This window comes from Enterococcus sp. DIV0806c, assembly GCF_051710905.1.
In the GTDB taxonomy this organism is placed as follows: domain Bacteria; phylum Bacillota; class Bacilli; order Lactobacillales; family Enterococcaceae; genus Enterococcus_B; species Enterococcus_B mundtii.
Genome location: NZ_JBIOLO010000001.1, coordinates 1,844,886 through 1,871,867, shown reverse-complemented (window position 1 = coordinate 1,871,867; position 26,982 = coordinate 1,844,886). Strand labels below are relative to the sequence as shown.

22 protein-coding genes are annotated in these 26,982 nt (G+C 36.1%); 18 read left to right on the top strand and 4 right to left on the bottom strand.

Going from position 1 to position 26,982, the window contains the following annotated elements; genetic code table 11:
• Positions 1 to 87 precede the first annotated feature (87 nt).
• The 5 genes from gatC to rlmD all read left to right on the top strand — a co-directional run bounded on the left by gatC (position 88) and on the right by rlmD (position 5,877).
• Positions 88 to 393, top strand: coding sequence for an Asp-tRNA(Asn)/Glu-tRNA(Gln) amidotransferase subunit GatC (gatC, locus tag IGK77_RS08870; RefSeq protein WP_010735262.1), 306 nt, complete (start codon positions 88 to 90; stop codon positions 391 to 393).
• Positions 393 to 1,865: an Asp-tRNA(Asn)/Glu-tRNA(Gln) amidotransferase subunit GatA gene (gene gatA / locus IGK77_RS08865; RefSeq protein WP_071866274.1), complete on the top strand. Its 1,473-nt coding sequence runs from the start codon at positions 393 to 395 to the stop codon at positions 1,863 to 1,865. The genes gatC and gatA overlap by 1 nt, the downstream gene beginning before the upstream one ends.
• Positions 1,862 to 3,292, top strand: a complete 1,431-nt coding sequence (gene gatB, locus IGK77_RS08860) for an Asp-tRNA(Asn)/Glu-tRNA(Gln) amidotransferase subunit GatB (RefSeq protein WP_071866275.1) — start codon at positions 1,862 to 1,864, stop codon at positions 3,290 to 3,292. The genes gatA and gatB overlap by 4 nt, the downstream gene beginning before the upstream one ends.
• A 9-nt stretch (positions 3,293 to 3,301) precedes the next feature.
• On the top strand, positions 3,302 to 4,348 hold the full coding sequence (locus IGK77_RS08855; protein WP_074799310.1) for a diacylglycerol kinase: 1,047 nt from the start codon (positions 3,302 to 3,304) through the stop codon (positions 4,346 to 4,348).
• A gap of 164 nt (positions 4,349 to 4,512) precedes the next feature.
• Positions 4,513 to 5,877 carry a 23S rRNA (uracil(1939)-C(5))-methyltransferase RlmD gene (rlmD, locus tag IGK77_RS08850; protein WP_074799309.1) on the top strand — a complete coding sequence of 455 codons (1,365 nt, stop codon included), beginning with the start codon at positions 4,513 to 4,515 and terminating at the stop codon, positions 5,875 to 5,877.
• A gap of 562 nt (positions 5,878 to 6,439) precedes the next feature.
• Here rlmD and IGK77_RS08845 read toward each other — a convergent pair.
• A complete protein-coding gene (locus tag IGK77_RS08845) occupies positions 6,440 to 7,321 on the bottom strand; it encodes an Rgg/GadR/MutR family transcriptional regulator (RefSeq protein WP_071866277.1) in 882 nt (293 codons plus the stop codon).
• A 225-nt stretch (positions 7,322 to 7,546) separates the two neighbouring features.
• Here IGK77_RS08845 and IGK77_RS08840 point away from each other — a divergent pair, with 225 nt between their 5' ends.
• The 11 genes from IGK77_RS08840 to IGK77_RS08790 all read left to right on the top strand — a co-directional run bounded on the left by IGK77_RS08840 (position 7,547) and on the right by IGK77_RS08790 (position 17,228).
• Positions 7,547 to 8,758 carry an aminotransferase class V-fold PLP-dependent enzyme gene (locus IGK77_RS08840; protein ID WP_074799308.1) on the top strand — a complete coding sequence of 404 codons (1,212 nt, stop codon included), beginning with the start codon at positions 7,547 to 7,549 and terminating at the stop codon, positions 8,756 to 8,758.
• Positions 8,748 to 9,371: a hypothetical protein gene (locus tag IGK77_RS08835; RefSeq protein ID WP_074799307.1), complete on the top strand. Its 624-nt coding sequence runs from the start codon at positions 8,748 to 8,750 to the stop codon at positions 9,369 to 9,371. Before IGK77_RS08840 ends, IGK77_RS08835 begins: the two co-directional genes overlap by 11 nt.
• Positions 9,364 to 9,669 (top strand): nucleoside triphosphate pyrophosphohydrolase, encoded by a 306-nt coding sequence (locus IGK77_RS08830; RefSeq protein ID WP_081355902.1) that lies wholly within the window; start codon positions 9,364 to 9,366, stop codon positions 9,667 to 9,669. Before IGK77_RS08835 ends, IGK77_RS08830 begins: the two co-directional genes overlap by 8 nt.
• On the top strand, positions 9,644 to 10,918 hold the full coding sequence (locus tag IGK77_RS08825; RefSeq protein ID WP_074799306.1) for a glycosyltransferase family 2 protein: 1,275 nt from the start codon (positions 9,644 to 9,646) through the stop codon (positions 10,916 to 10,918). The genes IGK77_RS08830 and IGK77_RS08825 overlap by 26 nt, the downstream gene beginning before the upstream one ends.
• A gap of 12 nt (positions 10,919 to 10,930) precedes the next feature.
• Complete coding sequence (locus IGK77_RS08820; protein WP_074799304.1) at positions 10,931 to 12,079, top strand: glycosyltransferase; 1,149 nt, start codon at positions 10,931 to 10,933, stop codon at positions 12,077 to 12,079.
• Positions 12,051 to 12,812 carry an HAD-IIB family hydrolase gene (locus IGK77_RS08815; RefSeq protein ID WP_074799302.1) on the top strand — a complete coding sequence of 254 codons (762 nt, stop codon included), beginning with the start codon at positions 12,051 to 12,053 and terminating at the stop codon, positions 12,810 to 12,812. Before IGK77_RS08820 ends, IGK77_RS08815 begins: the two co-directional genes overlap by 29 nt.
• Complete coding sequence (locus IGK77_RS08810) at positions 12,805 to 14,022, top strand: PTS sugar transporter subunit IIC (RefSeq protein WP_074799300.1); 1,218 nt, start codon at positions 12,805 to 12,807, stop codon at positions 14,020 to 14,022. Before IGK77_RS08815 ends, IGK77_RS08810 begins: the two co-directional genes overlap by 8 nt.
• Before the next feature lie 551 nt (positions 14,023 to 14,573).
• Positions 14,574 to 14,702, top strand: a complete 129-nt coding sequence (locus IGK77_RS08805) for a hypothetical protein (protein WP_010735268.1) — start codon at positions 14,574 to 14,576, stop codon at positions 14,700 to 14,702.
• 1,214 nt (positions 14,703 to 15,916) lie between these two features.
• Positions 15,917 to 16,360: a hypothetical protein gene (locus IGK77_RS08800; protein ID WP_074799298.1), complete on the top strand. Its 444-nt coding sequence runs from the start codon at positions 15,917 to 15,919 to the stop codon at positions 16,358 to 16,360.
• Positions 16,361 to 16,377: 17 nt separating this feature from the next.
• Positions 16,378 to 16,737, top strand: coding sequence for a hypothetical protein (locus tag IGK77_RS08795; protein ID WP_071866286.1), 360 nt, complete (start codon positions 16,378 to 16,380; stop codon positions 16,735 to 16,737).
• Positions 16,738 to 16,937: 200 nt separating this feature from the next.
• Positions 16,938 to 17,228 carry a DUF3114 domain-containing protein gene (locus tag IGK77_RS08790; RefSeq protein WP_074799296.1) on the top strand — a complete coding sequence of 97 codons (291 nt, stop codon included), beginning with the start codon at positions 16,938 to 16,940 and terminating at the stop codon, positions 17,226 to 17,228.
• Between the two features lie 328 nt (positions 17,229 to 17,556).
• On the opposite strand, the gene IGK77_RS08785 is transcribed toward IGK77_RS08790, so the two are convergent.
• Complete coding sequence (locus IGK77_RS08785) at positions 17,557 to 19,044, bottom strand: helix-turn-helix domain-containing protein (RefSeq protein WP_074799295.1); 1,488 nt, start codon at positions 19,042 to 19,044, stop codon at positions 17,557 to 17,559.
• A 189-nt stretch (positions 19,045 to 19,233) separates the two neighbouring features.
• Between IGK77_RS08785 and IGK77_RS08780 the strand changes: the two genes are divergently transcribed.
• Positions 19,234 to 22,251 carry a bacterial Ig-like domain-containing protein gene (locus IGK77_RS08780; protein WP_074799293.1) on the top strand — a complete coding sequence of 1,006 codons (3,018 nt, stop codon included), beginning with the start codon at positions 19,234 to 19,236 and terminating at the stop codon, positions 22,249 to 22,251.
• A 66-nt stretch (positions 22,252 to 22,317) separates the two neighbouring features.
• Here IGK77_RS08780 and IGK77_RS08775 read toward each other — a convergent pair whose 3' ends face one another.
• The gene (locus tag IGK77_RS08775; protein ID WP_074799291.1) at positions 22,318 to 24,105 is read right to left on the bottom strand and encodes an ABC transporter ATP-binding protein; all 1,788 of its coding nucleotides are present in this window, start codon (positions 24,103 to 24,105) and stop codon (positions 22,318 to 22,320) included.
• A complete protein-coding gene (locus IGK77_RS08770; RefSeq protein WP_438713148.1) occupies positions 24,092 to 25,840 on the bottom strand; it encodes an ABC transporter ATP-binding protein in 1,749 nt (582 codons plus the stop codon). The genes IGK77_RS08775 and IGK77_RS08770 overlap by 14 nt, the downstream gene beginning before the upstream one ends.
• 97 nt (positions 25,841 to 25,937) lie before the next feature.
• Between IGK77_RS08770 and IGK77_RS08765 the strand changes: the two genes are divergently transcribed.
• Positions 25,938 to 26,702 carry a MerR family transcriptional regulator gene (locus tag IGK77_RS08765; protein ID WP_074799289.1) on the top strand — a complete coding sequence of 255 codons (765 nt, stop codon included), beginning with the start codon at positions 25,938 to 25,940 and terminating at the stop codon, positions 26,700 to 26,702.
• Positions 26,703 to 26,982 lie beyond the last annotated feature (280 nt).

The window sequence follows — 26,982 nt, the reverse complement described above, 5'->3', positions numbered from 1 at the left end:
AGATAAATTTCAAGAAAGAATTTCAGAATGCGAATTTCTTATGTTAAAATAAGAAGCAAAGTTTTCATTTAGGAAAGAAGGGGTACTATGGCGATTAGTGAAGAACAAGTAAAACATGTAGCGAAGTTAGCCAAATTGAAATTTGCCGATGAAGAGCGCGCAGGTTTTACTGACCAATTAGGAAAAATCATTGATATGGTAGAAATGCTGGAAGAAGTAGACACAGAAGGCGTACCATTTACATCAAACGTCGTTGAGACTGTCAACGTCATGCGACAAGACCGTGCACAACTAGGTTGGAGCAGAGATGAATTATTAAAAAATGTACCAGAAAAAGAAGATGGGTTCATCAAAGTACCAGCAATCATCGATAATGGGGAGGCTGGCGCATAATGACAGAATTATACAATCGTTCATTAGAAGAACTACACGACTTATTAGTGTCAAAAGAAATCACTGCACAAGACTTAGTGAGAGCTACATTTGATCGTATCAAGGATACAGAACCTGCGATTGATGCATTCATTACATTGAATGAAGAGAAAGCTTTAGCCCAAGCCAAAGCCTTAGATGAAAAAGGCATCGATGAGCATAATGTCCTTTCTGGTATCCCGATCGGTATCAAAGACAACATCGTGACAAAAGATCTTTTGACGACAGCAGCTTCAAAGATCCTTTATAATTTTGAACCGATCTACGATGCGACAGTCATGGAAAAAGTATACGAAGCAGACATGATCCCTGTTGGTAAATTGAACATGGATGAATTTGCAATGGGCGGAAGTACCGAAACTTCTTACTTCAAAAAAACAAAGAACGCTTGGGATCAAACAAAAGTACCTGGCGGATCATCTGGTGGTTCAGCCGCCGCAGTTGCCGCAGGACAAGTGCCAGTTTCTCTAGGTAGTGACACTGGTGGAAGTATCCGCCAACCAGCCGCTTTCAATGGGATCGTAGGAATGAAACCAACTTATGGTCGTGTGTCACGTTTCGGTTTGATTGCATTTGCTTCATCTTTAGACCAAATCGGTCCAATGACCCGGACAGTCAAAGATAACGCATTAGCATTGACCGCAATCAGTGGCTACGACGAAAAAGACGGTACTTCATCTGGTGTATCTGTGCCTAACTTTGCAGATGGCTTGTCTGGTGATATTAAAGGAATGAAGATTGCTTTACCTAAAGAATATTTAGGTGAAGGTGTCGATGAAGGCGTGAAAGAAGCAATTCTTAAAGCAGCTGAAACATTCCGTTCATTAGGTGCAACAGTTGAAGAAGTTAGCTTACCTCATTCAAAATATGGCGTGGCTGTCTACTATATCATTGCTTCATCTGAAGCAAGTTCGAACTTGCAACGTTTTGACGGTATTCGTTATGGATATCGTTCAGAAGATGTCAAGAACTTGGATGACGTTTATGTCAATTCACGTTCTGAAGGTTTCGGAGAAGAAGTAAAACGCCGGATCATGTTAGGAACGTTCTCATTGAGTGCAGGTTACTATGACGCGCATTTCAAAAAAGCAGGACAAGTCCGTACATTGATCAAGCGTGACTTTGAAAAAGTTTTCGCGGATTATGATTTGATCATCGGCCCTTCTTCACCAACAGTTGCGTTCGGTCTTGGTGAAAATATCAACGACCCGATCACGATGTATATGAGTGATATCTTGACGATCCCAGTGAACTTGGCAGGACTACCAGGCATGTCAGTACCTGCAGGCTTATCGGAAGGATTACCAGTTGGTTTACAGATCATCGGTAATTATTTCGAAGAGAAAACCATGTATCAAGCAGCTTATGCGTTTGAGCAAGCGACTGAGTTCCATCGTCAACAACCAGCTATTTTAGGAGGGAAAGCCGAATGAATTTTGAAACAGTCATTGGACTTGAAGTCCATGTGGAATTAAAAACCAACTCAAAAATCTTCTCTCCAGCTCCTGCGCATTTTGGTGCTGAACCAAACAGCAACACCAATGTGATCGACTGGGGATACCCTGGAGTTTTACCAGTAATGAATAAAGCCGCGCTGGAATTTGGGATGCGTGCAGCGTTAGCATTGAATTGCGAAATTTCGAAAGATACTCATTTTGACCGCAAAAACTATTTCTATCCTGACAATCCCAAAGCTTACCAAATCTCACAATTCGATCAACCAATCGGTCATGATGGCTGGATTGAGATCGAAGTAGAAGGTAAAAAGAAAAAAATCCGCATTGAACGTGTGCATTTAGAAGAAGATGCAGGGAAAAACATGCACGGCATCGGTGGGTACTCTTATGTCGATCTAAACAGACAAGGAACACCATTGATCGAGATCGTTTCAGAAGCAGACATGCGTTCTCCAGAAGAAGCCTATGCTTATTTAGAAGCTTTGCGTTCTGTAATCCAATTTACTGAAGTCAGTGACGTGAAATTAGAAGAAGGTTCAATGCGTTGTGATGCGAACATTTCTTTACGCCCCTATGGACAAGAAGAATTTGGGACAAAAGCAGAATTGAAAAACTTGAACTCCCTTTCTTTTGTCAAAAAAGGTTTAGCATTTGAAGAAAAACGCCAAGCAAAAGTATTGTTATCTGGTGGAGAGATCCAACAAGAAACTCGTCGCTTTGATGAAACGACGAATAAGACGATCTTGATGCGTGTCAAAGAAGGGTCAAGTGACTATCGTTACTTCCCAGAACCTGATATCCCAAGATTCGTGATCGATGACGAATGGATCCAACGAGTGAAAGCAAGCTTACCAGAAATGCCTGCCTCTCGTCGTGAACGTTATATTCGTGAACTGGGTCTACCAGAGTATGATGCAAAAGTATTGACACTATCAAAAGAAATGTCTGATTTCTTTGAAGCAACATTGGAAAATGGGGCAGATGCCAAACAAGCATCCAACTGGTTGATGGGTGAAGTATCAGCTTACTTAAACAGTGAAAAGTTAGAATTAGCTGAAACGAAATTAACACCTGAAAACTTAGCAGGTATGATTCTTTTGATCGCAGATGGTACGATCAGTTCTAAAATTGCGAAAAAAGTCTTTCGTGAGTTGATCATGAATGGCGGAGATGCACAAAGTGTTGTCGAAGCAAACGGTTGGGTCCAATTATCTGACCCAGCGAAGTTATTACCGATCATCAATGAAATCTTAGATAACAATCAACAATCTGTTGATGATTTCAAAAACGGAAAAGACCGTGCAGTCGGTTTCTTAGTTGGACAAATCATGAAAGCTACAAAAGGACAAGCAAACCCAGGTGTGGTCAACAAATTGCTAAATGAAGAATTAGCGAAACGATAGAGGGATGCTATGAAAAAAGCGCGTGTGATCTATAATCCGGTCTCAGGTAAAGAATTGTTAAAACGTAATCTTGCCGACATCCTCCAAGCTCTGGAGGAGTCGGGCTATGAAGCAAGTGCTTATGCCACGACTCCGGAAGAGGACTCGGCAAAAAATGAAGCACGACGAGTCGCTGAGTTAGGTTTTGATCTTGTCGTTGCTGCTGGTGGCGATGGGACGATCAATGAAGTCGTCAATGGTATCGCCTCACTGGAAGTTAGACCTAAAATGGCGATCATTCCAGCGGGAACGACCAATGACTATGCTCGCGCCTTGAAGATTCCTCGAGATAATATCAAGGCAGCAGCAGAAGTCATCAAAAAGAATCAAACAGTCAAAATGGATATCGGTCAATCCGATAATAGCTATTTCATCAATATTGCAGCTGGTGGCTACTTGACAGAATTGACCTACGAAGTTCCTTCCGAATTGAAAAGTATTTTTGGCTATCTTGCATATTTGGCAAAAGGAGCAGAAATGTTACCACGTGTCAAACCGATCAAGATGCACTTGAAGTATGACGAAGGAGAATATAATGGCAATGCTTCGATGTTCTTTTTAGGGTTGACGAATTCCGTTGGTGGATTTGAACAAATTGCGCCTGATGCAAAGCTAGATGATGGAAAATTTTCTTTGATCATTGTCAAAACGGCGAATATTTTTGAGATCCTACACATTGCGGCACTCATGCTCAATGGAGGAAAGCATGTAGATGATCCAAGGGTCATTTATACAAAAACAAGTTCCCTTTATGTTGAAACCGAAGATAATGCGAATCGTCCTGTCATGATCAATTTAGATGGCGAATATGGAGGTAATGCTCCGATGCATTTCCAAAATCTTCATCAACATATCGAGTTTTATGCAAACACAGATCAAATTCCAGATGAGGCAATCACTGGTTTTGAGGAAGAAGAACTAGAAGAAGTTAGCAAAGAATTCGTCAAAGAAGTAGAACGTTTGACGGATGAAGACATCGATGGCGATGGCAAAATTGCTGATAAGGATCAGAGCTGAGCAGGATTGGACGACTATTAGAAGGAAAAATCAATGATCATAGGATTACTTACTTTTTCCAATAGACTGAAGAAAAAAAGGGCTGGGAATGAATGGATCTCCCAGCTCTTTCCTTTGTTAAACGGACAAAATTAGAAACCATTCAAAAGAATAGGAGTAATGAAATGACACAAACAATTAAGAAAAATGAACGGTATACTGTTGATATCATCGATTTAAGTTACGAAGGATTAGGTGTTGCGAAAATTGATGGCTATCCATTATTTATTGAAAATGCTTTGCCAGGTGAACAAGTGGAGATCCTTGTCGTAAAAGCAGGCAATAAATTTGGCTATGGTAAGGTCGAAAACTGGTTGACGACGTCACCAGACCGTCAAGAAATCACTAGTAATGTTCTGTTGCGTACAGGAATCGCTCCTTTAGCCCATTTAAGTTATGATCAACAATTAGTATTCAAACAAAAACAAGTCGAACACGTTTTAGCTAAAATCGCTAAAACGCCTGAAGTCGAAGTGCAACCAACGATCGGGATGGAAGAACCTACAGGATATCGCAATAAAGCACAGATTCCTGTTCGTCGCGTCGAAGGCGAATTAGTGACTGGTTTTTACAAGAAAAACAGTCATGACTTAGTGGAAATAGAAGATTTCTTCATCCAAGACCCACAAATCGATCAAGCCATCATTAAGGTAAGAGACATCTTGCAACGTTTCCAAGTACGTGGTTACAATGAAGAAAAAAATGAAGGACAAATTCGTCATATCATTGTTCGTAGAGGTCATTACACGCATCAAATGATGGTCGTTCTAGTCACTCGAAAAGAAAAATTCTTCAAAGCGAAAGAAATCGCTGAAGCCATCCATGAAGCTTTACCGGAAGTGGTGTCAGTGATCCAAAATATTAATGAAGAAAAAACGAATGTCATTTTAGGAGAAAAAGAAAAAGTTCTTTTTGGTCAATCATATATCGAAGATCAGTTACTTGGTAAGACCTATCGTATTTCTTCTAAATCCTTTTATCAGGTCAATACATTACAAACCGAAGTACTGTATCAAAAAGCGATTGAATTTGCTGAATTGAAAAATGACGATGTCGTGATTGATGCCTATTCAGGAATTGGAACGATTGGTTTATCTATCGCAGATCAAGTAGCAAGCGTCTATGGAATGGAAATCGTACCAGCAGCGATTGAAGATGCGCAGTTTAACGCATTGACAAACAAAATCGAAAATGCGCATTATGAAGTTGGAAAAGCCGAAACAGTCATGAAAAAATGGCAAGAAAAAGGGATCAAACCAACTGTTTTAGTTGTCGATCCTCCAAGAAAAGGCTTGGATGCACGCTTTATTGATTCAGCGATCGAGATGGCTCCTGAACGAATCGTTTATATCTCATGCAATCCTGCAACGTTTGCCAGAGATGTGAAGTTGTTTGCAGAAGATGGTTATAAATTGGAAAAAGTCCAACCAGTTGATTTATTCCCACAAACACATCATGTGGAATGTGTCGGATTATTACGTAAAGGTTAATTGATTTAAATAGATGAGCGCAAGGCATTATATCCTATAAACTCATTTTAGAAGACGTTTCTGTCAAAAGAAACGTCTTTTTTAGGTGAGTGATAATATTAGTTATCAAGGAGAGCTCTTCTAAAAATGGTATCGTACTCAAAATATAAAAAGAAAACTTAGTTGTCACCTGAAATTAGCAACGTACATAAAATTTTCACATTCACAAAGGACTATAAACTAGACCATCACATTAAGGATGGAGGAGAGCGACTAGAAAGTCTTTATACCAATAGATTGTTGATTTTGAAAACTATCAAAAGATTTTTAAATGTTTTGGGGTCTAATCCTGAATGTACTCGATAGGTCAAAAATTTTGTAAAATAGACGATTGATACTATCCAAATTAGACTTCTTAAAAAACTTTGTGTATAAAATTTACAATCTTTAGTGGTTTTATAGATTAAAAGTATCAGCATTTTGTTGATGTTTTTTTCTGACATCACTCTTGTTAATGGTTGGAGCCATAATCACTAGCAACATTTTTGGAAGATGGATAGATTACAAGTAAATCCCTATAAAATTACCTTAATCCAAGCATTTTTTTTGCGAAAGTCTCCATTTCTTGAGCATAATCATTAAAATCCAATAGTCTAAACATATCGATAAATGAATCAATCGTGTTGAAATTTTTGACAGTAGGATCATACTTACATTTTAAGATCTCAGTAAAAATATTATATAAAATACGTTCTCTTACATAATTGATCGTGTTGAAACTTTTGAGTTCGGCTAAATAGAAGTTCATATTTTCAAGCTCGTCTCTTTCAAATTTCAACATGATAACGTTGATTATAAAGAAGCTATATAATTTGTAAAATTTAAAACTCCCTCGCACATTCCGATATTTTTTTCGAAGAATTTTTACTTTTGAAAAAATATAAGCATCATTAAAAAGGGAGAGACAGTTGGAGAATAAATTTAATTCGAATGCCCCCCATACTTCTACATCATTTAAATAGTTCTTTATAACCATAACTTCATTCTCTGTGATAATAAATTTTTCAGCCCTGATTTTTCGATATAATAATAATTTGTATTGGATGAATAAGTAATAATAATAGAAATCATTACTTTTCATGTATAGCTGATATGTATGGTTTATTTTTTCTTCTAAGTCAGTCCAGTTATACGTATAATAGGCTTTTTCTAATACTTTATTCGCTTTTTCCTTATTTGAAGCTACTGTTTGATTTGGCCATTCTTCATTAAAATGTAGTAAAAAGTAATCTTCAACAGAAATATTTAATCTGTCCAAGTACGATTGGAACAAATTCAAAGAAATATTAGTTCCAGTATTTTCGAAAGAAGAAAGAGTTGTTCGGCTACAAATCCCTTCGCTTAGAGTTCTCTGACTTATATTTCTTTCTTTGCGTAATCTTTTTATTATTTCATGATGTTTCATTGGTAACCACCTCTCTTGACGGAAATCTGTACATTCTGGAAACATTATATCATATTCTAGATATAATATTTCTAGCGATAGATATAGTATCGAATAATACATAGAAGAGCGGGGGTTGATATAAATAAAAAAGAACAATAGTTAAAACAAAGAGAAAAAAAACAAAATTTATATTTTTAAGTTTCAAAAAAAATGATGACGAATTAAAATATTGGAGGCGATTCTATGGATTCTATTTACTTTGACAACGCATCTACATCATTTCCTAAAAGTAAAAAAGTATTGGAAAGTATTTCAGATTTTATAAAAAATACTGACGGTAGTTACAATCGTTCAGAATCAACTGAAGAAAGTGATTATATCTTTGAAACTAGGAGAAAACTAGCAGAGCTTATAGGAGTAAAGTATCCAACCCATATTATATTTACAAGTAATGCAACAGAAGCTCTGAATACCATTATTTTTGGATTCGTAAATAAAAACGCAAATATAGTTTCTACTGTCACAGAACATAATTCAGTAATACGTCCGTTAACCTATTTACAAAAGATTAGAAATATAACAGTTGATTGGGTTGAATGTGATCGCTATGGTTTAATCAATGTAGATGAACTAATTGATTTTATCGATGAAAAAACAGATCTTGTTATAGTGAACCATGGTTCAAATGTAACTGGTCAAGTACAACCAATCGCCGAGATTTGTAAACGTGTCAAACAAAAAGGAGATATTCCTATTTTGATTGACATGTCTCAAACCATAGGGCATATAGAAATTGATAATAATAACCTTGAAGCAGATTTTATCGTTTTTACTGGTCATAAAGCTTTGAAAGCGTTATCTGGTATTGGTGGGTTTTATATTAACCCCAAGCATACTAGTATTTCTCCTTTGAAAGTTGGTGGCACCGGTGTTTTATCAGAACTTCTTAGTCAGCCAAGGACTCTCCCATATTATTTTGAATCAGGAACATTGAACTATCCAGGAATTTTTTCTTTGTATTGTAGTTTATCAGAAATGTCTATAGAGACTTTAAAAAATAAAAAAGAATACATATATACTCTGACGGATTATTTAATAAATAAATTAACTGATATGCATAATATTGATATTTATAGCAATGCCAATGTATTAGGTATCGTTTCTTTTAATATTAAAGGAATGATTGCTGCACGAGTTTCTAGCTTACTTCAAAAAGAAAATATTAAGACACGCTCAGGTTTACTATGCGCAACCTTTTTGCACCATCATATCCATGACAATGTATATGGTTGTGTGAGGATTAGTTTATCTGAATCAAATACAAAGGAAGAGGCAGACAAACTAATAGATATCTTGGGAGGGATTTGTAACAAGGTGGGAGAATATCAAAATATTAAGCTTCCAAGGGTTTATGAATTGCCCATTCCAGAAAGGAAGTATTTCAATGAAAAGTAAAACGATTGATTTTTGTACATTTTGTTCTCAGGAAAAAGATAAAATTTATATCAAAACTGAAAATTTTACAGTCTGGTTAGCTATTGGTCAAATCGTTGAAGGTTATTCACTAATTATGCCTAATGATCATTATCATTGTATTGGTGCTCTACCAGATATTTTAAAAAAAGAATATCTTCAATTAAAACAAAAAGTACGAAATTTATTAACTAAGTATTATGGGGCGTGTATTTTTTATGAACATGGACGTGTAGGTTATTGTAATGTACAACCTGGAGAGCAATTATGCTACCATAGACACTTGCATGCGGTACCTGTTGCGATTGACTTACTAGAAAGTTTTAAAGCGGATGGATTATTTCCTATCGAGTTAGAAAATGATCGTGAATTTTTCAAGGCGTATATGGAATATGGACATTATTTATATTATGAAGATGTAACTTCAAGGAAGTTTCTTGTACCAATTACGCAACCTTTACAAAGACAGTATTTAAGGTTTATAACTGCAATAAAAATTGGAAGACCAGAATTAGCAAACTGGCAAGAATTTCCTGAGTGGAATAAATTTTACTCAGCGAAGAAAAAGTTAATTATAGGTGAAAATAATGAATAAACTAATTAGAACCAAATTAAGAGAAAAAATACTTGAAACTAATCCAAATGCTAAATTCATTGATTTAACGTCTATTGAAGTAGAAAGTGAACTTAAAAAAAAGCTATTAGAGGAAGTACAAGAATTTATTGAGGCTAAAAGTGTGTATGAAAAAAATGAAGAGATGGCAGATATTCTAGAAGTAATCGACGCATTTTATAGTTTTGACTTATTAAAGAAAGAACATGTATTGCACGCTAAAACTAAAAAGTACGAAGAACGAGGTGGGTTTAATGAAGGAATATATTGGAAACAGTAATATCCATTCCTTTGTAACTGTAGCAATGAACAAACCGAAAGAATTGAATAGATTATTGGAATATATCGAGAAGCTTATTCGCCCTGATCTTTACCAATTTGAATGGATTATTGTAACAAATGACTCAATTTCAACTAGTTCTATTCCAAATGTATCAATTTATGAACATGCACAAGGAAATATTTCTCAATTAAGAAATTATGGGGCTGATTTTGCAAAAGGAGAATTTATAACTTTTCTAGACGTAGATATGATATTTAAGCAAGATTTTTTTGAAGAAATTATTCTTAAATTGAAAAAAGTTACAAATAAAACTGTGCTTTTACATTATATTTATGGGTTTAATGTAGAAGATACTCTACCTAATCGATCTATTTTTGAAAAAATATCTCCGATGAATGTTGGGCAGTTTTTAAAAACATATGAGGACGTCTGGAGTGATTATAGAAAAGATGTTTTTCAACTGTATAAAGATGATCTCTCAACGTTGAGAGCTCCATGGGTATATGGATGGAGTGGTGCTTTCACATGTAATAACTCCGAATTTATGAAAGTGAAAGGATTTGATGAATCTTTTAATGGTTGGGGAGCAGAAGATACGGATTTGTCTTATCGATTATTTCTAAATAATAACACTTTTATAATTTCTGAAAAATCTCCGGTTATTCATTTTCCGCATCCAAGTAAGTCAAAAAACATTTCTAAGGAGTATTTTAATAATAGGTGCAAACTTTTTATGAAGAATCCAGCAATAAAAAGTGAATTATATAAATACATTACTGGGATAAATTTGAATAACGTTCTCAATAAATTAGAAGTAACTGTTATTTGTTCGATGTCACCAGTTTATGCTCACCATGACTTGAGTGCTATCAAGTCAAAAATGAAAAGCAATAATTTATTCATAGGGACTGACTCACTTAGCATATTAAAACAGTTATTGCCCCAAGAAATACTAGTATGGTCCGATAGGTTTGAGCAAGTTGTGAATAAACACCTTTCGACAATCAAGACGACTAAATATTTTGGTGTTTCTACAAATTACAAGGATAACTATTTTGATTGCGTATTTCTTTTTGACGCAGGAATTTCTATATTTCCAACTTTGAAAAAAAGAATTTTTATGGAAGCATATAGAATTGGAACTGAAGTGTATCTTGTTAAAGATCCTTTGTTTTATCCATTGGAAGAATTTAAATTAGAAATGACTGAATTTCAAAATAACGAAATAATAAATATTGAAATTTGAGGAGGCCTTTGGATGGGCTTAGCATTATGTTTAATGATGAAAAACGAAGAAGAATATTTAGATGATTTTTTTCGAAACTGCTTTGCTGATGCTATTTATGTACTTGATACGGGATCAACTGATCAATCAATTCAAATTGCGCAAAAATATACAACTAATATTTATAGTAAGCCTTTTAATAATGATTTTTCAGCTATGAGAAATTATTTGCTAGAGAAGGTAGAAGAAGATTGGATATTATTCTTGGATGCAGATGAGTTACTATTGGAATCGGATTGGTACAAAATTAGACATTTTATAAAAAGTAATAGTGATGATAGCAATACTGGTGGCTATAGATTTTTAAGGTATAACTTTTTTGGAACAGGTGGGTGGTACTCTGACTCAATGGTAAAATTGTTTCGGAATCATTGTGGATTTAAATATTATAAAAAAGCCACCGAAAAAATAGAACCATCAATTAAATGTAAAGGGTTTAGTGTTGCCGATATTCCTATTACACTCAATCATTTAGACCACCTAAGACCCTTCAAAGAACGACAAATGAAAAATGAAAAGTATATTCAAATAATGAACGAGCAAATTTTGAATAACCCAAAAGAGACACTAGCGAAATCTTATTTGGCAATCATTCAAAGAAATGCAGGAAAACTAAAATTAGCAAAGAAGAATGCACAAGAAGCAGCAGAAGCTAATCCAGATAGTGAAATTGCTCAACTCTTTTTAGGATATATTTTTAGAAGTGAAAATGACATTCAACGATCAAAAAAACAATTTCAAAAAGTACTAATCATTAATCCTAAGAATACTAGGGCTCTAAATTCATTAGGAATAACAGAACTCTGTTGTGGGAATTATGAAACTGCTAGGGAATTTTTCGAGAAAGCATTTGAAATTTCACCTCTGTGTATACACATATATATAAATATAGGGCTAACCTACTTTTTTTCCGAGAACTATTTTCAAGCACTCTCATTTTTTAAGCGTGTGCTTGAGATCAATCCATATTTTGGTATCGCTACGACTCAAGGGATATTAGAAATGGACTTTTACAAGTCCCATTATTATGAAACAATTCCCAATTATTGGGGAGTGAGAACGTATATTACAATTTGTGAAAAGGAGTTAGGGAATGATGGATTCTATTTTTTTTATAAGTGACATCGATGGAACAATCTATAGAGAGAAAAAAGTAACAGAAGAGGAATTGTTCTTTTTAAGTTCTGTATCTAAAAGGCATCCAATTGTTTTGGCTACAGGAAGAAATTACGCAATGTTCCATCGTTTTATACAAGAATATAACTTTGAATATGAATATTGTATACTTAATAATGGTGCTTTAGTAATGGATAAACACGGTTCCATACTTTTAAGTTTAATTATGAAAACTAGTATGATATTACCGATAGTTCAAGAAATGTTAGTAAAAAAAGAGACCATTATCAATATTACATTTAGTCATCTTCAACAGAATATTTTTTTAGAAGGCATCCATAGTAATAATTTTTTGAAAAGAACATCCAATATCCCTTTAATAACAAACTCTGTTACTTTAGAAGTCAATGGTTATAAAGAATTAAGCAGTGAAATAGATATTTTCACAAAAGCTATAGAGCGGACAGGCTTTCAGGTGAATAAAAATAAAAAATACATTGATATTTCACCACTTGGGAGTGGAAAGGCTAGTTCCGTTATTTGTTTAGGAAATTTAGTCGAAGCTGATGTCAGCAACTCAATCATTGTTGGAGATGAATTAAATGATAAAGAGATGCTTATGCTTACTGAAAAGTCATATTGCATGGTTAATGGAAATAGTGAGTTATTTACTGTAGCAAATAATATTATTAGTTCACTCACAGAAATCTCCTTAAAAAAGGAAGAACAAAATGAATAAAGTATATAGTACGATTGAAAATAATTTACTTTTAAAAATATTGCGAAATAGTTTTATTTCATTGATGCCAATTACGATTATCAGTTCATTTTTTATTCTGATAGTGAATTTTCCTATCCCAACTTTTACTAAATTTATGGAAAAAAATTTCAATGTATTATGGACGACTGCCCTTCCTTCAATTCCCAATGCTTTTAATAATCTGATAGGTTTGTTTATTTTAATATCGATTGCCTATAATTATTGTAAAATAAAAAAGAAAGATTATATACTGTACATCACATCAACAATATTCGCTTATTTTATTTTTTTGCCGCTTGAATCCCCAGATAAATTGATCGATTCACTTGGATCACAAGGTATATTCTTTTCGATGCTTTGTGCTCTTATGACATGCGGTATATTAACTGTAAGTTTTAAAAAGAAAAAAAAGATAAATCTACATTCTTCTGTTCCAAGAGAAGTAGCAGAAAGCTTTGAATATTTGTTACCTTTCCTTACGACCACGGTAGTATTATTTTTTATAAAATTAGTCTTAGTAACTTTAAAAATAGACAATCCATCTAGTATGATCAATGGATTAATCCAAGTACCGATCACGAATTTAGGTAGTACTCTTCCAGCAGTTATCATAATTAATCTAGGAATTACATTGTTATGGTTTTTTGGGTTTAATGGGAGTTATCTATTCAATTCAATAATGAATCCGATTTATTTTTCATTAAATATGGAAAATCTTTTGAGTATAACCAAAGGAGAAGTTCCTAAAAATATTATTACTGGAACGTTCCAATCTTTATTTATTAATTTTGGAGGAAGCGGAAGTACCTTTGCATTAATTCTAGCAATACTATTCTTCTCAAAGAACAGTGACAAAAAAAGTATAGCAAAAGTATCATTTATCCCAGGTTTATTTAACATAAACGAGCCAATAATTTATGGCCTTCCGATTTTACTAAACTTTAGAGTATTTATCCCATTTATTCTTTGTCCAGTAGTCAACACAGTCATAGCTTATTTTTCTATGAGTGTAGGAATTGTAGCGAAAACAAATGGCATCCAAATTCCATGGACGACACCACCTATTATTTCTGGATTCTTAGCCTCTGGAGTTTCTGGAGCCTTTCTGCAAATGGCTTTGATTGCATTGAACATCATGATATATGCACCGTTCGTAAGGACTAAAAATAAAGGAACTTTGATTGGGTAGGCACGACAGATTTGCTGTACTCTCATTCGTTCTAAACTAAGCCTGTTTTAAAATTTCCAATTCTCTTTATTTCATGTTTGATCATAGTCTTACTGAACATCGGCGCTACTCTAGATGAAAGTGCAGTGATTTTTGGTGGTTGTATTTTTATCGTTTGCGCCGAGTGATTTTACCGTTGATCCCTGGAAATTCTGCCATTGGTGCTTTACTTGTGTTTGTCAAAGCAGTTTAAGCGTATCGCACATTGCAACGATCGGCCAAAGCATTGGCTTCTCTATTTGTTACGGCGATTCACCATCATGTAACGATTGCACCAATCAACGTCAACACAGCAGCAAGTTAGTGATCTTCATCTGCTTTTTGTATTAGGTTTTTATAATGAGAAAAGCTATGTGATCTTAACCTGTGATGAACATACAAACATCGTACGTTTTTATGATGAAAAGCATAAAGAAATCAATAAGTATGAATTTTTTAAGTAAAAATGTGGTACAATAGCGAAGTGTTTATCACAGTAGCGAAAAAGTGAATAGAGTAAAAGAGGGAAACAGATGAATTCAAAAGAGAAAATGCTTGAAATAATCAAAAAGAAACAAGGTGGCGGTCGAGTTGAAAAGATGGCTACGCCAAAGAATGATCGTAGTAACATGAGAAAAGGACCTAAAATCTATAATAAATAATGAACGACTGGTATATATCAGCTGAATTATTTGTTGTTATAAACTAACACTAGTGAGTAATCACTGGTGTTTTTTTGTCTAAAAACGAAGAAATAGGTCTCTAGTAAAATAAACCTCCAAACAAATATAAAGAATTATTGGGAAAAAAATCAGAAAAAAACCTGTTTGATAAAAATACATAAGCTATTTTTATTTTTATAAAATCACATTAAAGAGAACGTTGGAAAACGATGGTTATTGTTATTTTATATCGTTTTGGTTTTTAGAATATAATAACGATTAAATGAAAAATACATTAAATAGCTTTTTTAATAATGTTTTTATGCATATTTTTTATGATTTTTTATAAAAAATTCATTTTGGAGAAAAAAGTGTATTTAGAAATTGGTTATTTAATGTTAAGGTATTTAGGAAGATAGCTACGAGTAAATATAACGGAATCCTTTTTTGTTTTACGATTGGGTCTCTCTTTTTTCAATAAATTATTTGATGATAATGAATTAGGAGGAAAAAAAATGGAAGAATATTTCTCAATAATTCCTGAATAATTAAATGAGAAATCAGGCTGAATAAAAAGCCAAGTTGAAGAAAGGCTCTTAAAAAATAAATCGAATGAACTAGATACACAATCTGCTGGAAACGACAAAAGAAATTATTTTAAAAAATTGTATGACTTTATTTAATTTTTTTAATGTCATGTGGTTCATTACAGTTGTATCGATCGGATCTTTTAGAAATAGTTTTTTTAAGGTCTCGATTTTAGTCAATACATCTATGGGGATTTACCAAGAAATCAAAGTAAAAAGGACGATTGAAAGACTTAGTGTTTTAAAGCAAGATCATGTGCCTGTTTTGCGAGAAGGGAAAAAGCAACGATAAAAAATTGAAAAGTCCAACGGTTTCGATTCTTATGAAAAAGAGGGCTTAGCAATATTAGAAATCCTTCCTAATATCAGAATGTTTGATGAGCAAGGCGCTGAACGGAGATTGAATTTACCGTTGTTTGGGGAAAACATAGTTAAGATACTGCATCCTGGAGTATACGTAAAAGCGGAGGCAAGTAACGTGGTGATCGTAGATCCAAAAGATGGTACCTCCAGAAGTGAAAAGAAACTTGCTGAATGATTAAAAAATGAAAGGTGGTGATGCGTATGGAGTGATGGAGACCTTTATCGGTAGATCCAATTAAACCTTTAGTAAAGGGGCAAGAAAAATTGAGAAAAATATGTCTATTGATCAGTAGTGCATTGATGGTTCTGTTTGTTGGTTACCACGAGGTAAATGAGCAAAATTTGCCTGTTTTAACTGATAAAAGCGCTGATTTTTCAGGGATCATTGATGCCGCAGACCTGCCTTCTTTAAAGTATTGGAGGGATGAAGTCATTCAAGGTAAGGGAATGAGAGATCTTGAACTCAAATTGAAGTTACAAGATATCAAGAAAATCAAGGATTGTACTTTCATGAGACAAATGACAGAAAGTGATGTGATCATCAATGTAGATGGTGATAGATGGTTGCATGATACGATCAGTAATAGTCGTAAAGTTTATGTCTATTTAACGAAAGAACAGAGATTTGTAGGAAGTGGCCGGATCAAAGAGTTACCAATCGAATCCATTCAAGCGATACGATTCGGACATGAAAAAAATTCAGATTAAAAGGAACGGTGAAAAAAATGGGAAATTCAATTCAAAAATTAGCAGGAATCTCTGCAATGCTATTTAGTGTAGTTTTACTCGTAGGAAGATTATTTCAAGTCATCAGTGATGGACAAACGAATAGTACGATATCGATTCTCTTGAATGGTATGAATTTCATTGTACTATTTATGGTGATTTATGCTTGGCACAAAATAAAACAACAAAAAAAATCAGCGACACCACATTTTATCACGCTTATTGGTTTAGGTATTGCTCAATCTGTGATCATCATTAATCAAGTCAATATCGTAACAAATTATGCTGGGATCTTCTTACTATTAGTTGGTGGTTTTTTAGTATACAGTAGTGGTATTGTTTATTTAGTGAAACGATGAAAAAGAACAGAATATCAAAAAAACAATGCAACAACTAAGTAATTGATCTGGCGGAAAAATACGAGAGTTGTCGCATTGCTAATTATTAAGTATAGATAGATAACAAACATGAGTCAAGAATGTTCATTGAAACAACTCATTCTTGACTCATGGTATGTTCAAAGAATGAAATCGACAGATGAAAAATAGGGGCGGATGGTATGAAATCACTATTACTGATACCATTTAATTTGAGAACAGAATTACTCGATGGAGAATCGTTTAATTATGCCAGCAAAAATGATCGATTACATAAACTTTTAGATAGTTCCCCCTCAAAAAAACTTGATCATCAGGTTCGTCAACAAGCAAAAAAAGGTTGGATCAGCGTGAGGACCACAAAATACTTCAATCGGCACCCAAATGTTTCGCCAATGATTCTTGGATTGTTACTCTTTTTGGCGTTGCATTTTTTGTTCTTTTTTATCATAGACAAAGAAAAAGAACAATGAACAAAAAAGTCAGATGAAAGGAGAGAACCTTCTATGCAGACGAGAACAGATAAACAGATCGATGTCTTTGTTTTAGTGCTTGTGGTTACCATTTTAAGCGTTTATCTTATACGGAACCACAGGGATGATTTATTTCAAGTGTTTCGCTGTCTTAAACTATTTTGAAAGAATGTCGCACTACGTTTTAGTTCGATTCTTTTCCTTCCTTGGTTGGCATCCATAGTCTAGTAGCTTCATTTGTGAATAGCCGCAAGTCTTAGACTTAGGGAGAAATTTTAGACGTTTCTCTCTAAGTCTACAGCAAAAATCGAGTAGTTCCTGGATACTGCTATGAATGACTTGAAGCCCGTTCAATCAAGTGTAGTTTCAAGTCTTTCCACTCCTCATGGGTCGGTATTTGGGCAATTTGAATCACTTCACAGGCCATTTTCTCCGTAAGATCATAGTTGCTGACGATGAGACAAGCTTCTAACTCGTCGATCTTTGTTTGTTTAATCGGTTGATCAAAAAGAAAAAGAGGGTGATACGTTTCAGGTAGCCACTTTTGGATCATAGCCATTAAAAAATTATCGTAGCCAGCATCTCCATGAAAAGTAAAGACGATTGTTTGCTTTTTCCTTCTTTGGATTTGCTGATAGGAGGATTGGATCATACTTAAAGATAGTGCAACGTCTTTTATGCAGGTCATTGGTAGGATCTCTTGCCATTTGAGTTGCTGCAATCGGTCTTGCCAGGAGTGATAGAGTAATTCAAAGGATGGATCGACTAAATGATCAATCGACAATGGGTGATTCTCAAAACCATCAGTGATTTTATTAAGCAAGCGTAGATTAGCTAAGTAAGCACTCATTTGCTCAATACCTTCCTTTGTTGTACCGTCAATCAGCGCTTCGTCGAGTAAAAATTGCTTGATCCATTTTTTGGTTGGTGCTTCTTCTTGGTAATGGGTCGCTTTATGCGATCTTGTCTCTTGATAGTTCGATGAGCTATAGGAAATACAGTGTAAAGCAATCAAATAAGCCCAAACTAGTTCATTTACAGACAGCTGTTGAATCCCAAGAATCTCTCTCAGAAAAGGAGTGATTTTTTTTGAGAACCTTTTGAAGCTTTTTCTAGACTGGATCATACTCAATGTTTCTGAGGTGATTTCACCTTGTTTACGACGCAACCATCTTTCTTTTAAGATGGACAACCATAACGTGGCGCGAAAATTACTAATATGTAAATGAGACTGAAATACTTGCTCTAGTTCAGCGAACATGACTTTGTATGTCTCTTGTGAGAATAGATAGGAATGATCTGTAATGATCGTTCGTCGAAAACTCGTATAAAAGTTAAAAAAGAAAAAACGAATCTCGTTTTCTTTTCCAACAAGATCACCATTTTTGGGAGAGAGTTGGATTCGGTAGTTTTTTAGTTCATGGTTCATGTGTTGAATGATTTTGCGTAAAGCCGAACTAGATAAATGATACTCCAAGCGCATGGCTTCGAAGGATTGTTGATTTCCCTTAAGGCTACGGTCAATGATTTTATAAGTAATCGTTTCTCTAACAAGAGATAAAAGATAGGTATCCAGTGTTTCCCCATCGGGTATTTTTAAGCGGTAACCGATCATTTTGGTTGATTGCAATTGAATTGATGGTGGTAATTTGGCACGCAATGCTTGAATATCTGAACGTAGAGTGGGAGGTGTACAGCCTATTTCTTGAACTAGTTCTGTGATCGAAGTGATGTCATTTCGTTTTCTCAAATAAGTAAGAATCTTGATTTGGCGATGTAATTGTTTATTTTCATGTAGTTTGAAAAAAGGTTCCATTAATTGCTCCTTTCGTTTGGGTGACTCTTATTCGATTGTTTTATTTTATCTTTCTTATTTTGGAAATACAAATCGATTCTCAAATATTTTTTTCAAAAAAAAAAAATAAAAAATTTTCTTTCACAGATTACGTTAGAATTTAGTTGGATGTTTTTTTATCTTTCTATAATTTGAGGAGTTGAATAAGGAATGGACCACAGAAAAATAGTAAAAGTGACAGCTTCAATGTTATTACTCATGAACGCATCCCAACAGAGTATCACGACATTTGCTGATCATTTAGACAGTGGACAAATGACAGAAGAGCTAGTCAATTCGACCATCGAAGAACCAACAGAGAACAGCCTGATGGAAACAGCAGAAAACGAAGCGATGGATGAACAACAAACAAGTGAAACGCCAGAATCCCCAGCAACTGCTACATCAGAAGCGCCGACAGAATCCACCACAGAAACAACTCCAGATGGAAATGCTGAGCTAGAGCAATCTACTGTCGATTCGACAGTTCCCACCACTGTGGAACAAGAAGTGACAGATGTTTCAAGTGAACCAGTTATTCCAGATCCAAATGCCAAGACGGAATGTTTTGAGATACAAGGAACAGAAGATCAATTAGCATCTGGTGTGTTTGGTAGCAGTCCTTGGCGGATCGACCAGGAAGGTGTATTGTACATAGATGCAGGAACATTAGGAGAAACAACTTTGGCGGCTCGTGCGCCGTGGTTTCCTCACCGTTCACTCATCAAAAAAGTGGTTCTTACTGGACCAGTGGTAGCGAATGCTGAATCACTAGGATTGTTTTTTGATCTGAATCAGCTAACGACGATCGAGAATTTAACCAATCTAGATACAAGTCAAGTCACGAATATGGATTATTTCTTTGCTTGGTGCCAGCAACTGACCTCATTGGATCTTACAACTTTTGATACCCAAAATGTTCGTTCGATGAACCACATGTTCAATGGGGTATCTTCTGTCAGTACGCTCGATCTAACCAACTTCAATACTGCGAACGTCACTGAAATGAGTCATATATTTTATGGGATGAGTGGATTGACTTCATTAGATTTGTCCAGTTTTAACACGACGAACGTGTCGAACATGAGCTACATGTTTTATGATTGCTCTGCCTTGAAGACACTGGATGTAACTGGTTTTCAAACAGCCAACGTGACAAATTTCAGTCATATGTTCCGCGGTTGTTCCGGATTGGCTCAACTGGATCTTTCTAGTTTTGTAACGAGTCAAGCAACAGAAATGTCCTTCATGTTCCATGGCTGTTCGGGATTACAAGCGTTAGATGTGACACATTTTGATACGAGCAACGTTATGTACATGCATTATATGTTCCATGGCTGTTCCGGTTTGACAGAACTTGATGTTAGCCGCTTTGATACGACAAACGTGACTTCTATGTACTATATGTTTTTCGGTTGTTCCGGTCTGACAGCGTTAGATGTTACGAACTTTTCAACAACTAACGTGACAACAATGAGTTTTATGTTTGCAGAATGTCTCAATTTAGAAACAATCGATGTCAGTGGTTTTGATACGGAGAATCTTCGATTTATGCGAGGAATGTTTAGAAACTGCCAAAAGATCACTGAATTGGATTTATCTCATTTTAAAACTGGCAAGGTACAATTGCAGCAAGAGATGTTTGCTGGTACAACCTCCTTATCGAAAATCTCTTTAGGTGTCCAGTTTTATTCTTTAAATGATACCAATATTCCAGATTTGCTCGCTACAGAAGAGCATACGGGGTATTGGCAAAACGTGGGATCTGGCACAGACGATGTCCCACTCGGTGAATATGTATTAAGCTCCTCTTCACTGATGTCAACTTATGAAAATAGTATGGCGGATACTTATGTGTGGCAACCAACCGCTAGTGAGTCGATCCGCGCAATTGATTCAACGATTTATGTTGGTGATAGTTGGGAACCAATCGACAATTTTGTCTTAGCGACCGATCCAAATGGAGAATCAATTCCTTTTGATGAAAGTATGGTCACTGGTACAGTGGATACGACGACAGCAGGAGTCTATCCAGTGACTTATACCAATGGATCTGCAAGTCAACAGATCAATGTGACTGTCGAAGAAAGTCAAGAAACCCTTAAAGTCACAGATTCGACGATCATTGTAGGGGATGCTTGGACACCAAGTGATAATTTTGTTTCCGCTACTGATAAAACGGGAGAAGCTGTTGCCTTTGATGAAAATATGGTCAGCGGCGAAGTCGATACGACGCAAGTAGGTGAGTACAAGATCACCTATACTTTTGGGAGACTCAGTCGTGAAATCACAGTGACCGTCATTGCTAGTCAAGAAGCGATCAAGGCGACCGATTCAAGAATCCACACAGGGGATGTTTGGCATCCAAGCGATAATTTTATCTCAGCGACCAATAGAGCAGGTGACACTTTGCCATTTGATGAAAGTATGGTGTCAGGCACCGTTGACACCGGACGAACAGGAAACTTCATCATTACTTATACGAATGGAGAAGCCTCTCAAAAAATCACAGTGACCGTGGTTGAAAATAGAGAAACGATCCAAGCAAAAAATGGCAGCATTTATGTCGGTGATAAGTGGGCGCCAAGTGATCAATTTGTATCTGCTACAAACAAAGATGGGGAAATGATCGTTTTTGATGAAAGCATGGTCAGTGGTACGGTAGATACAACTAAAGCTGGCGATTATCCGTTGACTTATACCAACGGTCGAGCAACAGAAGAAGTCATGGTAGTCGTAAAAGAAAACGGAGAAACGATTGTAACAAAGGATCTTCAATTATATATCGGTGATACGTGGGACCCAAGCGATGGCTTCGTATCGGCAACAAATCGCGAAGGGTTCACTCTTGCATTTGACCAGAATATGGTGTCAGGTGATGTTGATACCAACAAAGAAGGAACCTACACGATCACTTATACGAATGGTTCCGTTTCAGAAACAAGTCAAGTGACAGTGAGTAAACGAGGGACTACGGGAGGAAATGCCAACACAGGCGGAGGGAATACTCAGCAAAAGAAAACAGCCAACACCCCTGCGACCCAAAAAAGACAAGTCCAAGGAAATGCAGCAAAAAACTTACCAAAAACGGGTGAGATCCAATCTAGTGCAGCAGTTCTTGGTTTAGCCCTCGTAGGTGGAGCGATCGGAACTTATATCTACAATAAAAAGAAAAATCGTAACGATTGATTCTATAAAATCAAAAAGCCAACTTAGTTTCGGAATGAACCTAGACTAAGTTGGCTTTTTTGTGGCTCAACTATTTTGAAATTGGCTGTTGTATAAGCTCGCGTAAAGAGTTGGTTGTTGTAATAGTTCTGTATGTGTTCCTGTTTCAATGATATCTCCGTTTTGCATCACTACGATCATATCCGCATGTTCAATCGTAGAAAGGCGGTGGGCAATCACGAAACTTGTCCGGTTTTTAGTCAAAGCATTCATTGCTTCTTGGATCAACGCTTCCGTACGTGTGTCGACACTCGACGTTGCTTCATCTAAAATGACGACTGCAGGATTAGCTAAAATGACTCGTGCAATCGTTAAGAGCTGTTGTTGGCCTTGAGATATCGACCCATTTTCGCTCGAGATAATGGTGTCATAACCTTGTGGCAATGTGCGGATAAAATGATCACATTGAGCAATTTTTGCTGCTTGAATGACTTCATCTCTGGTTGCCTCTTTTTTGCCGTAAGCAATATTTTCTGCAACAGTACCTTCGAATAACCAAGTATTTTGTAGTACCATGCCAAATAGATTGCGCAATTCATGGCGCGGCAAATCGGTGATGTCATGACGGTCGAATAAAATCTGACCGTCATTGATCTCATAAAAACGCATCAAAAGATTGACAAGTGTTGTTTTTCCGGCGCCAGTTGGCCCAACGATGGCAACAGTTTGTTGTGGCTTGACCGAGAAGTTAACATCTTTCATCAACGGTTTTTCTGGTGTATAACCAAAGCGCACATGTTTGAATTCAATAGCTCCTTGTGGTGTGATGATTGGATTTTCTACTACCTGATCAATGGCTTCTTCTGGCTCATCCATGATTTCAAAGATTCGTTCGATGGAAGCCATTGCTGATTGCACCGAGTTGATGACATAAGAAGCGGTCGAGATTGGTTCCGAGATTTGGTTGATGTACTGCAAATAGGCTTGCAAGAAACCAATTGTGATACCACCAGATAAAACAGATATTGCGCCAATGATCCCACTAGCGATAAACGCTAATTGATTGATCAAACGAATCGCTGGATAGATCGCAAAATTCATGAATTGCGCTTTTTTGAAAGCTTGCGATTGTTTTTCATTTACTTTATCGACTTCTTCAATCGCTAATGCTTGTTGGTTGAAAGCTTTGATCACCAAATTACCAGTCAAATATTCTTCCGCTTTATTGTTCAAATCTCCCAGTTCTTCTTGGTTATTGTCAGAAATTTTTTTATTTTTGTTTGCAAATTTTGTTGTGACAACTGTGCTGATCGTAATCAAAACAAGAACAAGTAAAGTCAATTTTATATCGATGTAAAACAACATGATACCAGCTAAAAGAATCGTTACAAGAGAGGTGAAAAATTGATTGATACCTGTTAGCAAAACTTGTGATAGTTGATTTAAACCAGTAGTTGTACGACTAATGATGTCGCCGACTTGATGGCGGTCATAAAAAGCCATCGGTAGAGCTTTGAATTTTTTCGTGACTTCTTTTCGGACACGCAATGTTACTCGTTCACTCAATGAAGCCATTGCTCGTTCTTGGATAAAAGAAGTGACGCTACTCAGTAAAGAAAAGAGTATCAGCAGTATAACGGGTAAAAGCAATGTTTCTTTCACATCAGCCGCAGTCATTTGGGGCAAGCCAACAGCTTGGATACGTGCGAGTAGTTGGTCGATCCCGATACCCATGATCAGAGGCATTGCAACGACTAATGTATTCCCGATCAAGCTACAAAGTAATGAACCATAGAAGATTTTATGCTCGGGTTGGATCATTTTCCAGAAGCGTTTCAAACTTTGTTTTTTTATCGTTGTTTTAGTCATTTCCATCGACTCCCTCCTTCAACAAACCTTGTGATTTCGCAAATTCCTGATACGAGTGATTGGTTTTCAATAACGCTTCATGCGTGCCTTGTCCGACGATCCGTCCTTCATCCAAAACAATAATATTATCAGCGTTCACGATGGTACTTAAACGTTGTGCCACGATGATCAATGTTTTATCTGCCATTTCTCGATGCAACGCACGTCGTAATTTGGCATCTGTCCGATAGTCCAATGCAGAGAAACTATCGTCAAAGACATAGATTTCAGCAGGTTTGACTAACGCCCTAGCGATACATATCCTTTGTTTTTGTCCGCCAGAATAATTATCTCCCCCTTGAGCAACAAAGCTGTCCAATCGATCTGGTAGATTTTCTAAGACTTCATTCAATTGTGCGACGCGAACTGCTTTGGTTAATTCTTCATCTGTCGCATGTTCCTTACCCATCAGTAGATTACTTCGAATCGTTCCACTAAATAAAAAAGCTTTTTGGGGAACATAACTAATATAGCTTCGCAGTGTTTCTTGGTTCATTTCTTTGATTGGAGTGCCTGCGAAAGTGATTTGGCCACTTGAAACATCATTTAAACGTAGCAATAATTTTGCAATGGTACTTTTTCCTGAACCTGTTCCACCAACAATCGCTGTGGTTTTACCTTTTGGGACGGAAAAATCAATGTTTTCCAACACAGGATCAGCGGTTTCGTTATAACGAAACGTGACATTCTCAAAGGATAAGAAAGTATCATCGATTGAATCGAAGGATAAAGTTTCTGGTTGGTCGGGATCTTTAATTTCGATTTCAGCGTGTAATACTTCCTCAATCCGTTTAAGACAAGAAATTGATTTTGGCACGATAACAAGAACCATTGCGGCAATCATCAAATAGGCAAGTGTCAACATCGAATATTCTACAATGGCAGTCACTGTGCCGATTTGTAAGCTACCATTAGCCACCAAACCGCCACCAAACCACAAAATAGAGGCATAAACGATGCCCATCAATAAAAAGGCAATGGGTGTGACCCAAGCAAAGATCCGATTGACACGAATCATTTGTTGCGCGTAATTTTCAAAGGTCTTATTTGTTCTTTTTTCTTCGTAGTCTTGATTATTAAAGGCACGGATCATATTGACACCTGTAAAGAATTCACGTAGCGTTGTCGTGACACGGTCCATCTTCGGTTGGATACTCAAAGATAAAGGCGTTCCTTTTTTCATCAAATAATACGTGACTAGAGCATAGACGAAGATCGAGCCTAAAGTGATCACTGTTAACTTGACGGAATGCTCCAACATCATCAGAATCGTAAATAGCGAAATGATCGGTGCTGGGATGATCATCTGGCAGAACATGACGATCATTTGTTGGACGTTATCTACGTCATTGGTCATTCTAGTCAAAAGAGAACCGGTGTTAAATCGATCAACATCTTTCATTGATAATTGTTGGAATTTTTGAAAAAAGCTTGCTCGTGTCTGATAGCCAAATCGAGCGGCTAACAAAGCAGAATAGTAGCTTGAGGCAACTGCGGCAAAAGATCCTAATAAGGCAACGATCAACATTTGAATTCCGATTTGTTGGATTTGTTTCACTTCGCCACTTGCAATCCCTGTATCTATGAGATCAGCTACTAACTTTGGCACACCGAGGGTTCCTAGAAGTTGTAAACAGATAAATAAAAGAGTAAGTAATGCAATTCCTTTATTGTTTTTTATAGATTTTTTTAATAATGTCATTGTGTTTCCTCCTTTTCCCGACAAATACGCATTCTACACCTTAAAGTTACTTGAAGGTCAAGAAGAAAAAGCATAAACTATCATTGAGGTGAAAGGTATGAAACGATTGTATTCGATTGGGGAAGTATCGGAGTTATTGAATATCCCTAGATCAACCATTCGGTATTGGGATGCAGAAGGATTGATCCATGCAGCAAGAGAAGAGGAAAATGGGTATCGATTATTTGATATCGATGCCATTTTTCAAGTATATGACATCAATTTTTATCGAAAACTAGATATTCCCATGAAGCAAATGAAAAATCTATATAGTAAATCATTAAATGAGATGTACGACATTTTAGCTGAAACGGAACAGCGCTTGGATCATGAGAAAAAAATCTTAGAACAAAAGCATAAAGAAGTATTATCAAGAAAAAACCAGTTGAAAGAAATGATCGATAGTGAACCAGATAAATTTCCTGAAGAAGAAATTCCCTTTCAAAAAATCGTCGTGGCAGCATCTGATGACATCTTATATTCAAAGGAATATCTAAAGAATTATTCAAGTTTCGTGATTTATTTTCCAGAAAATAATCAGAACAGTATTTATGGGTTCTGTACGGACGAGCACACGAAAAAACTCCCAGGCTCACAGACAATCTGGCAGAATGATCCTGCGAAAAAGTACGTGCGATTTCTATTAAAAGTCCAAGTGAATAACACAAAAAATAATAATCTATTTGAAGTAAAAGACAGGTTGCAAAAGCAAGGCTACCGATTAGGGCAAACGATTGGTCAATACTTGTTGACTCATACGACAAAGGACAAGATTTCCTTTGAATATTACCGAGCATGGATCGAAGTGAGTGAGGGGAAGTAGGATTAGTTGACATTCGGAAGTAAACATGGGATAGTAATTGACAATATCAAAGCGTAGAAGAGAAGAGTAACTAACGGTCAACGGTAAAAAGAGACTCCGGAGGGTGAAAAAGGAGACCTAAAACCTTAGTGAAGATGAACTTGGAGCTTGTTTTACTAGTAAGTGAGTAGAACCGGACTGCGACCGTTAACTCGCCGGATATCTGATGGTATCGTTGAGGCATTATTTGTGAGGATAATGTAAATAAGGGTGGTAACACGACGCATTCGTCCCTTTTGTC

What these genes read in the sequence shown, in the direction of transcription:
- gatC (WP_010735262.1), top strand. Translation starts at nt 88, where the DNA reads ATGGCGATTAGTGAAGAACAAGTAAAACATGTAGCGAAGTTAGCCAAA.
- IGK77_RS08805 (WP_010735268.1), top strand. Translation starts at nt 14,574, where the DNA reads ATGAATTCAAAAGAGAAAATGCTTGAAATAATCAAAAAGAAACAAGGT.
- IGK77_RS08765 (WP_074799289.1), top strand. Translation starts at nt 25,938, where the DNA reads ATGAAACGATTGTATTCGATTGGGGAAGTATCGGAGTTATTGAATATC.
- IGK77_RS08775 (WP_074799291.1), bottom strand. Translation starts at nt 24,105, where the DNA reads ATGGAAATGACTAAAACAACGATAAAAAAACAAAGTTTGAAACGCTTC.
- IGK77_RS08780 (WP_074799293.1), top strand. Translation starts at nt 19,234, where the DNA reads ATGGACCACAGAAAAATAGTAAAAGTGACAGCTTCAATGTTATTACTC.
- gatA (WP_071866274.1), top strand. Translation starts at nt 393, where the DNA reads ATGACAGAATTATACAATCGTTCATTAGAAGAACTACACGACTTATTA.
- IGK77_RS08825 (WP_074799306.1), top strand. Translation starts at nt 9,644, where the DNA reads ATGAAGGAATATATTGGAAACAGTAATATCCATTCCTTTGTAACTGTA.
- IGK77_RS08810 (WP_074799300.1), top strand. Translation starts at nt 12,805, where the DNA reads ATGAATAAAGTATATAGTACGATTGAAAATAATTTACTTTTAAAAATA.
- IGK77_RS08820 (WP_074799304.1), top strand. Translation starts at nt 10,931, where the DNA reads ATGGGCTTAGCATTATGTTTAATGATGAAAAACGAAGAAGAATATTTA.
- IGK77_RS08830 (WP_081355902.1), top strand. Translation starts at nt 9,364, where the DNA reads ATGAATAAACTAATTAGAACCAAATTAAGAGAAAAAATACTTGAAACT.
- IGK77_RS08835 (WP_074799307.1), top strand. Translation starts at nt 8,748, where the DNA reads ATGAAAAGTAAAACGATTGATTTTTGTACATTTTGTTCTCAGGAAAAA.
- rlmD (WP_074799309.1), top strand. Translation starts at nt 4,513, where the DNA reads ATGACACAAACAATTAAGAAAAATGAACGGTATACTGTTGATATCATC.
- IGK77_RS08845 (WP_071866277.1), bottom strand. Translation starts at nt 7,321, where the DNA reads ATGAAACATCATGAAATAATAAAAAGATTACGCAAAGAAAGAAATATA.
- IGK77_RS08855 (WP_074799310.1), top strand. Translation starts at nt 3,302, where the DNA reads ATGAAAAAAGCGCGTGTGATCTATAATCCGGTCTCAGGTAAAGAATTG.
- IGK77_RS08795 (WP_071866286.1), top strand. Translation starts at nt 16,378, where the DNA reads ATGGGAAATTCAATTCAAAAATTAGCAGGAATCTCTGCAATGCTATTT.
- gatB (WP_071866275.1), top strand. Translation starts at nt 1,862, where the DNA reads ATGAATTTTGAAACAGTCATTGGACTTGAAGTCCATGTGGAATTAAAA.
- IGK77_RS08770 (WP_438713148.1), bottom strand. Translation starts at nt 25,840, where the DNA reads ATGACATTATTAAAAAAATCTATAAAAAACAATAAAGGAATTGCATTA.
- IGK77_RS08840 (WP_074799308.1), top strand. Translation starts at nt 7,547, where the DNA reads ATGGATTCTATTTACTTTGACAACGCATCTACATCATTTCCTAAAAGT.
- IGK77_RS08790 (WP_074799296.1), top strand. Translation starts at nt 16,938, where the DNA reads ATGAAATCACTATTACTGATACCATTTAATTTGAGAACAGAATTACTC.
- IGK77_RS08785 (WP_074799295.1), bottom strand. Translation starts at nt 19,044, where the DNA reads ATGGAACCTTTTTTCAAACTACATGAAAATAAACAATTACATCGCCAA.
- IGK77_RS08815 (WP_074799302.1), top strand. Translation starts at nt 12,051, where the DNA reads ATGATGGATTCTATTTTTTTTATAAGTGACATCGATGGAACAATCTAT.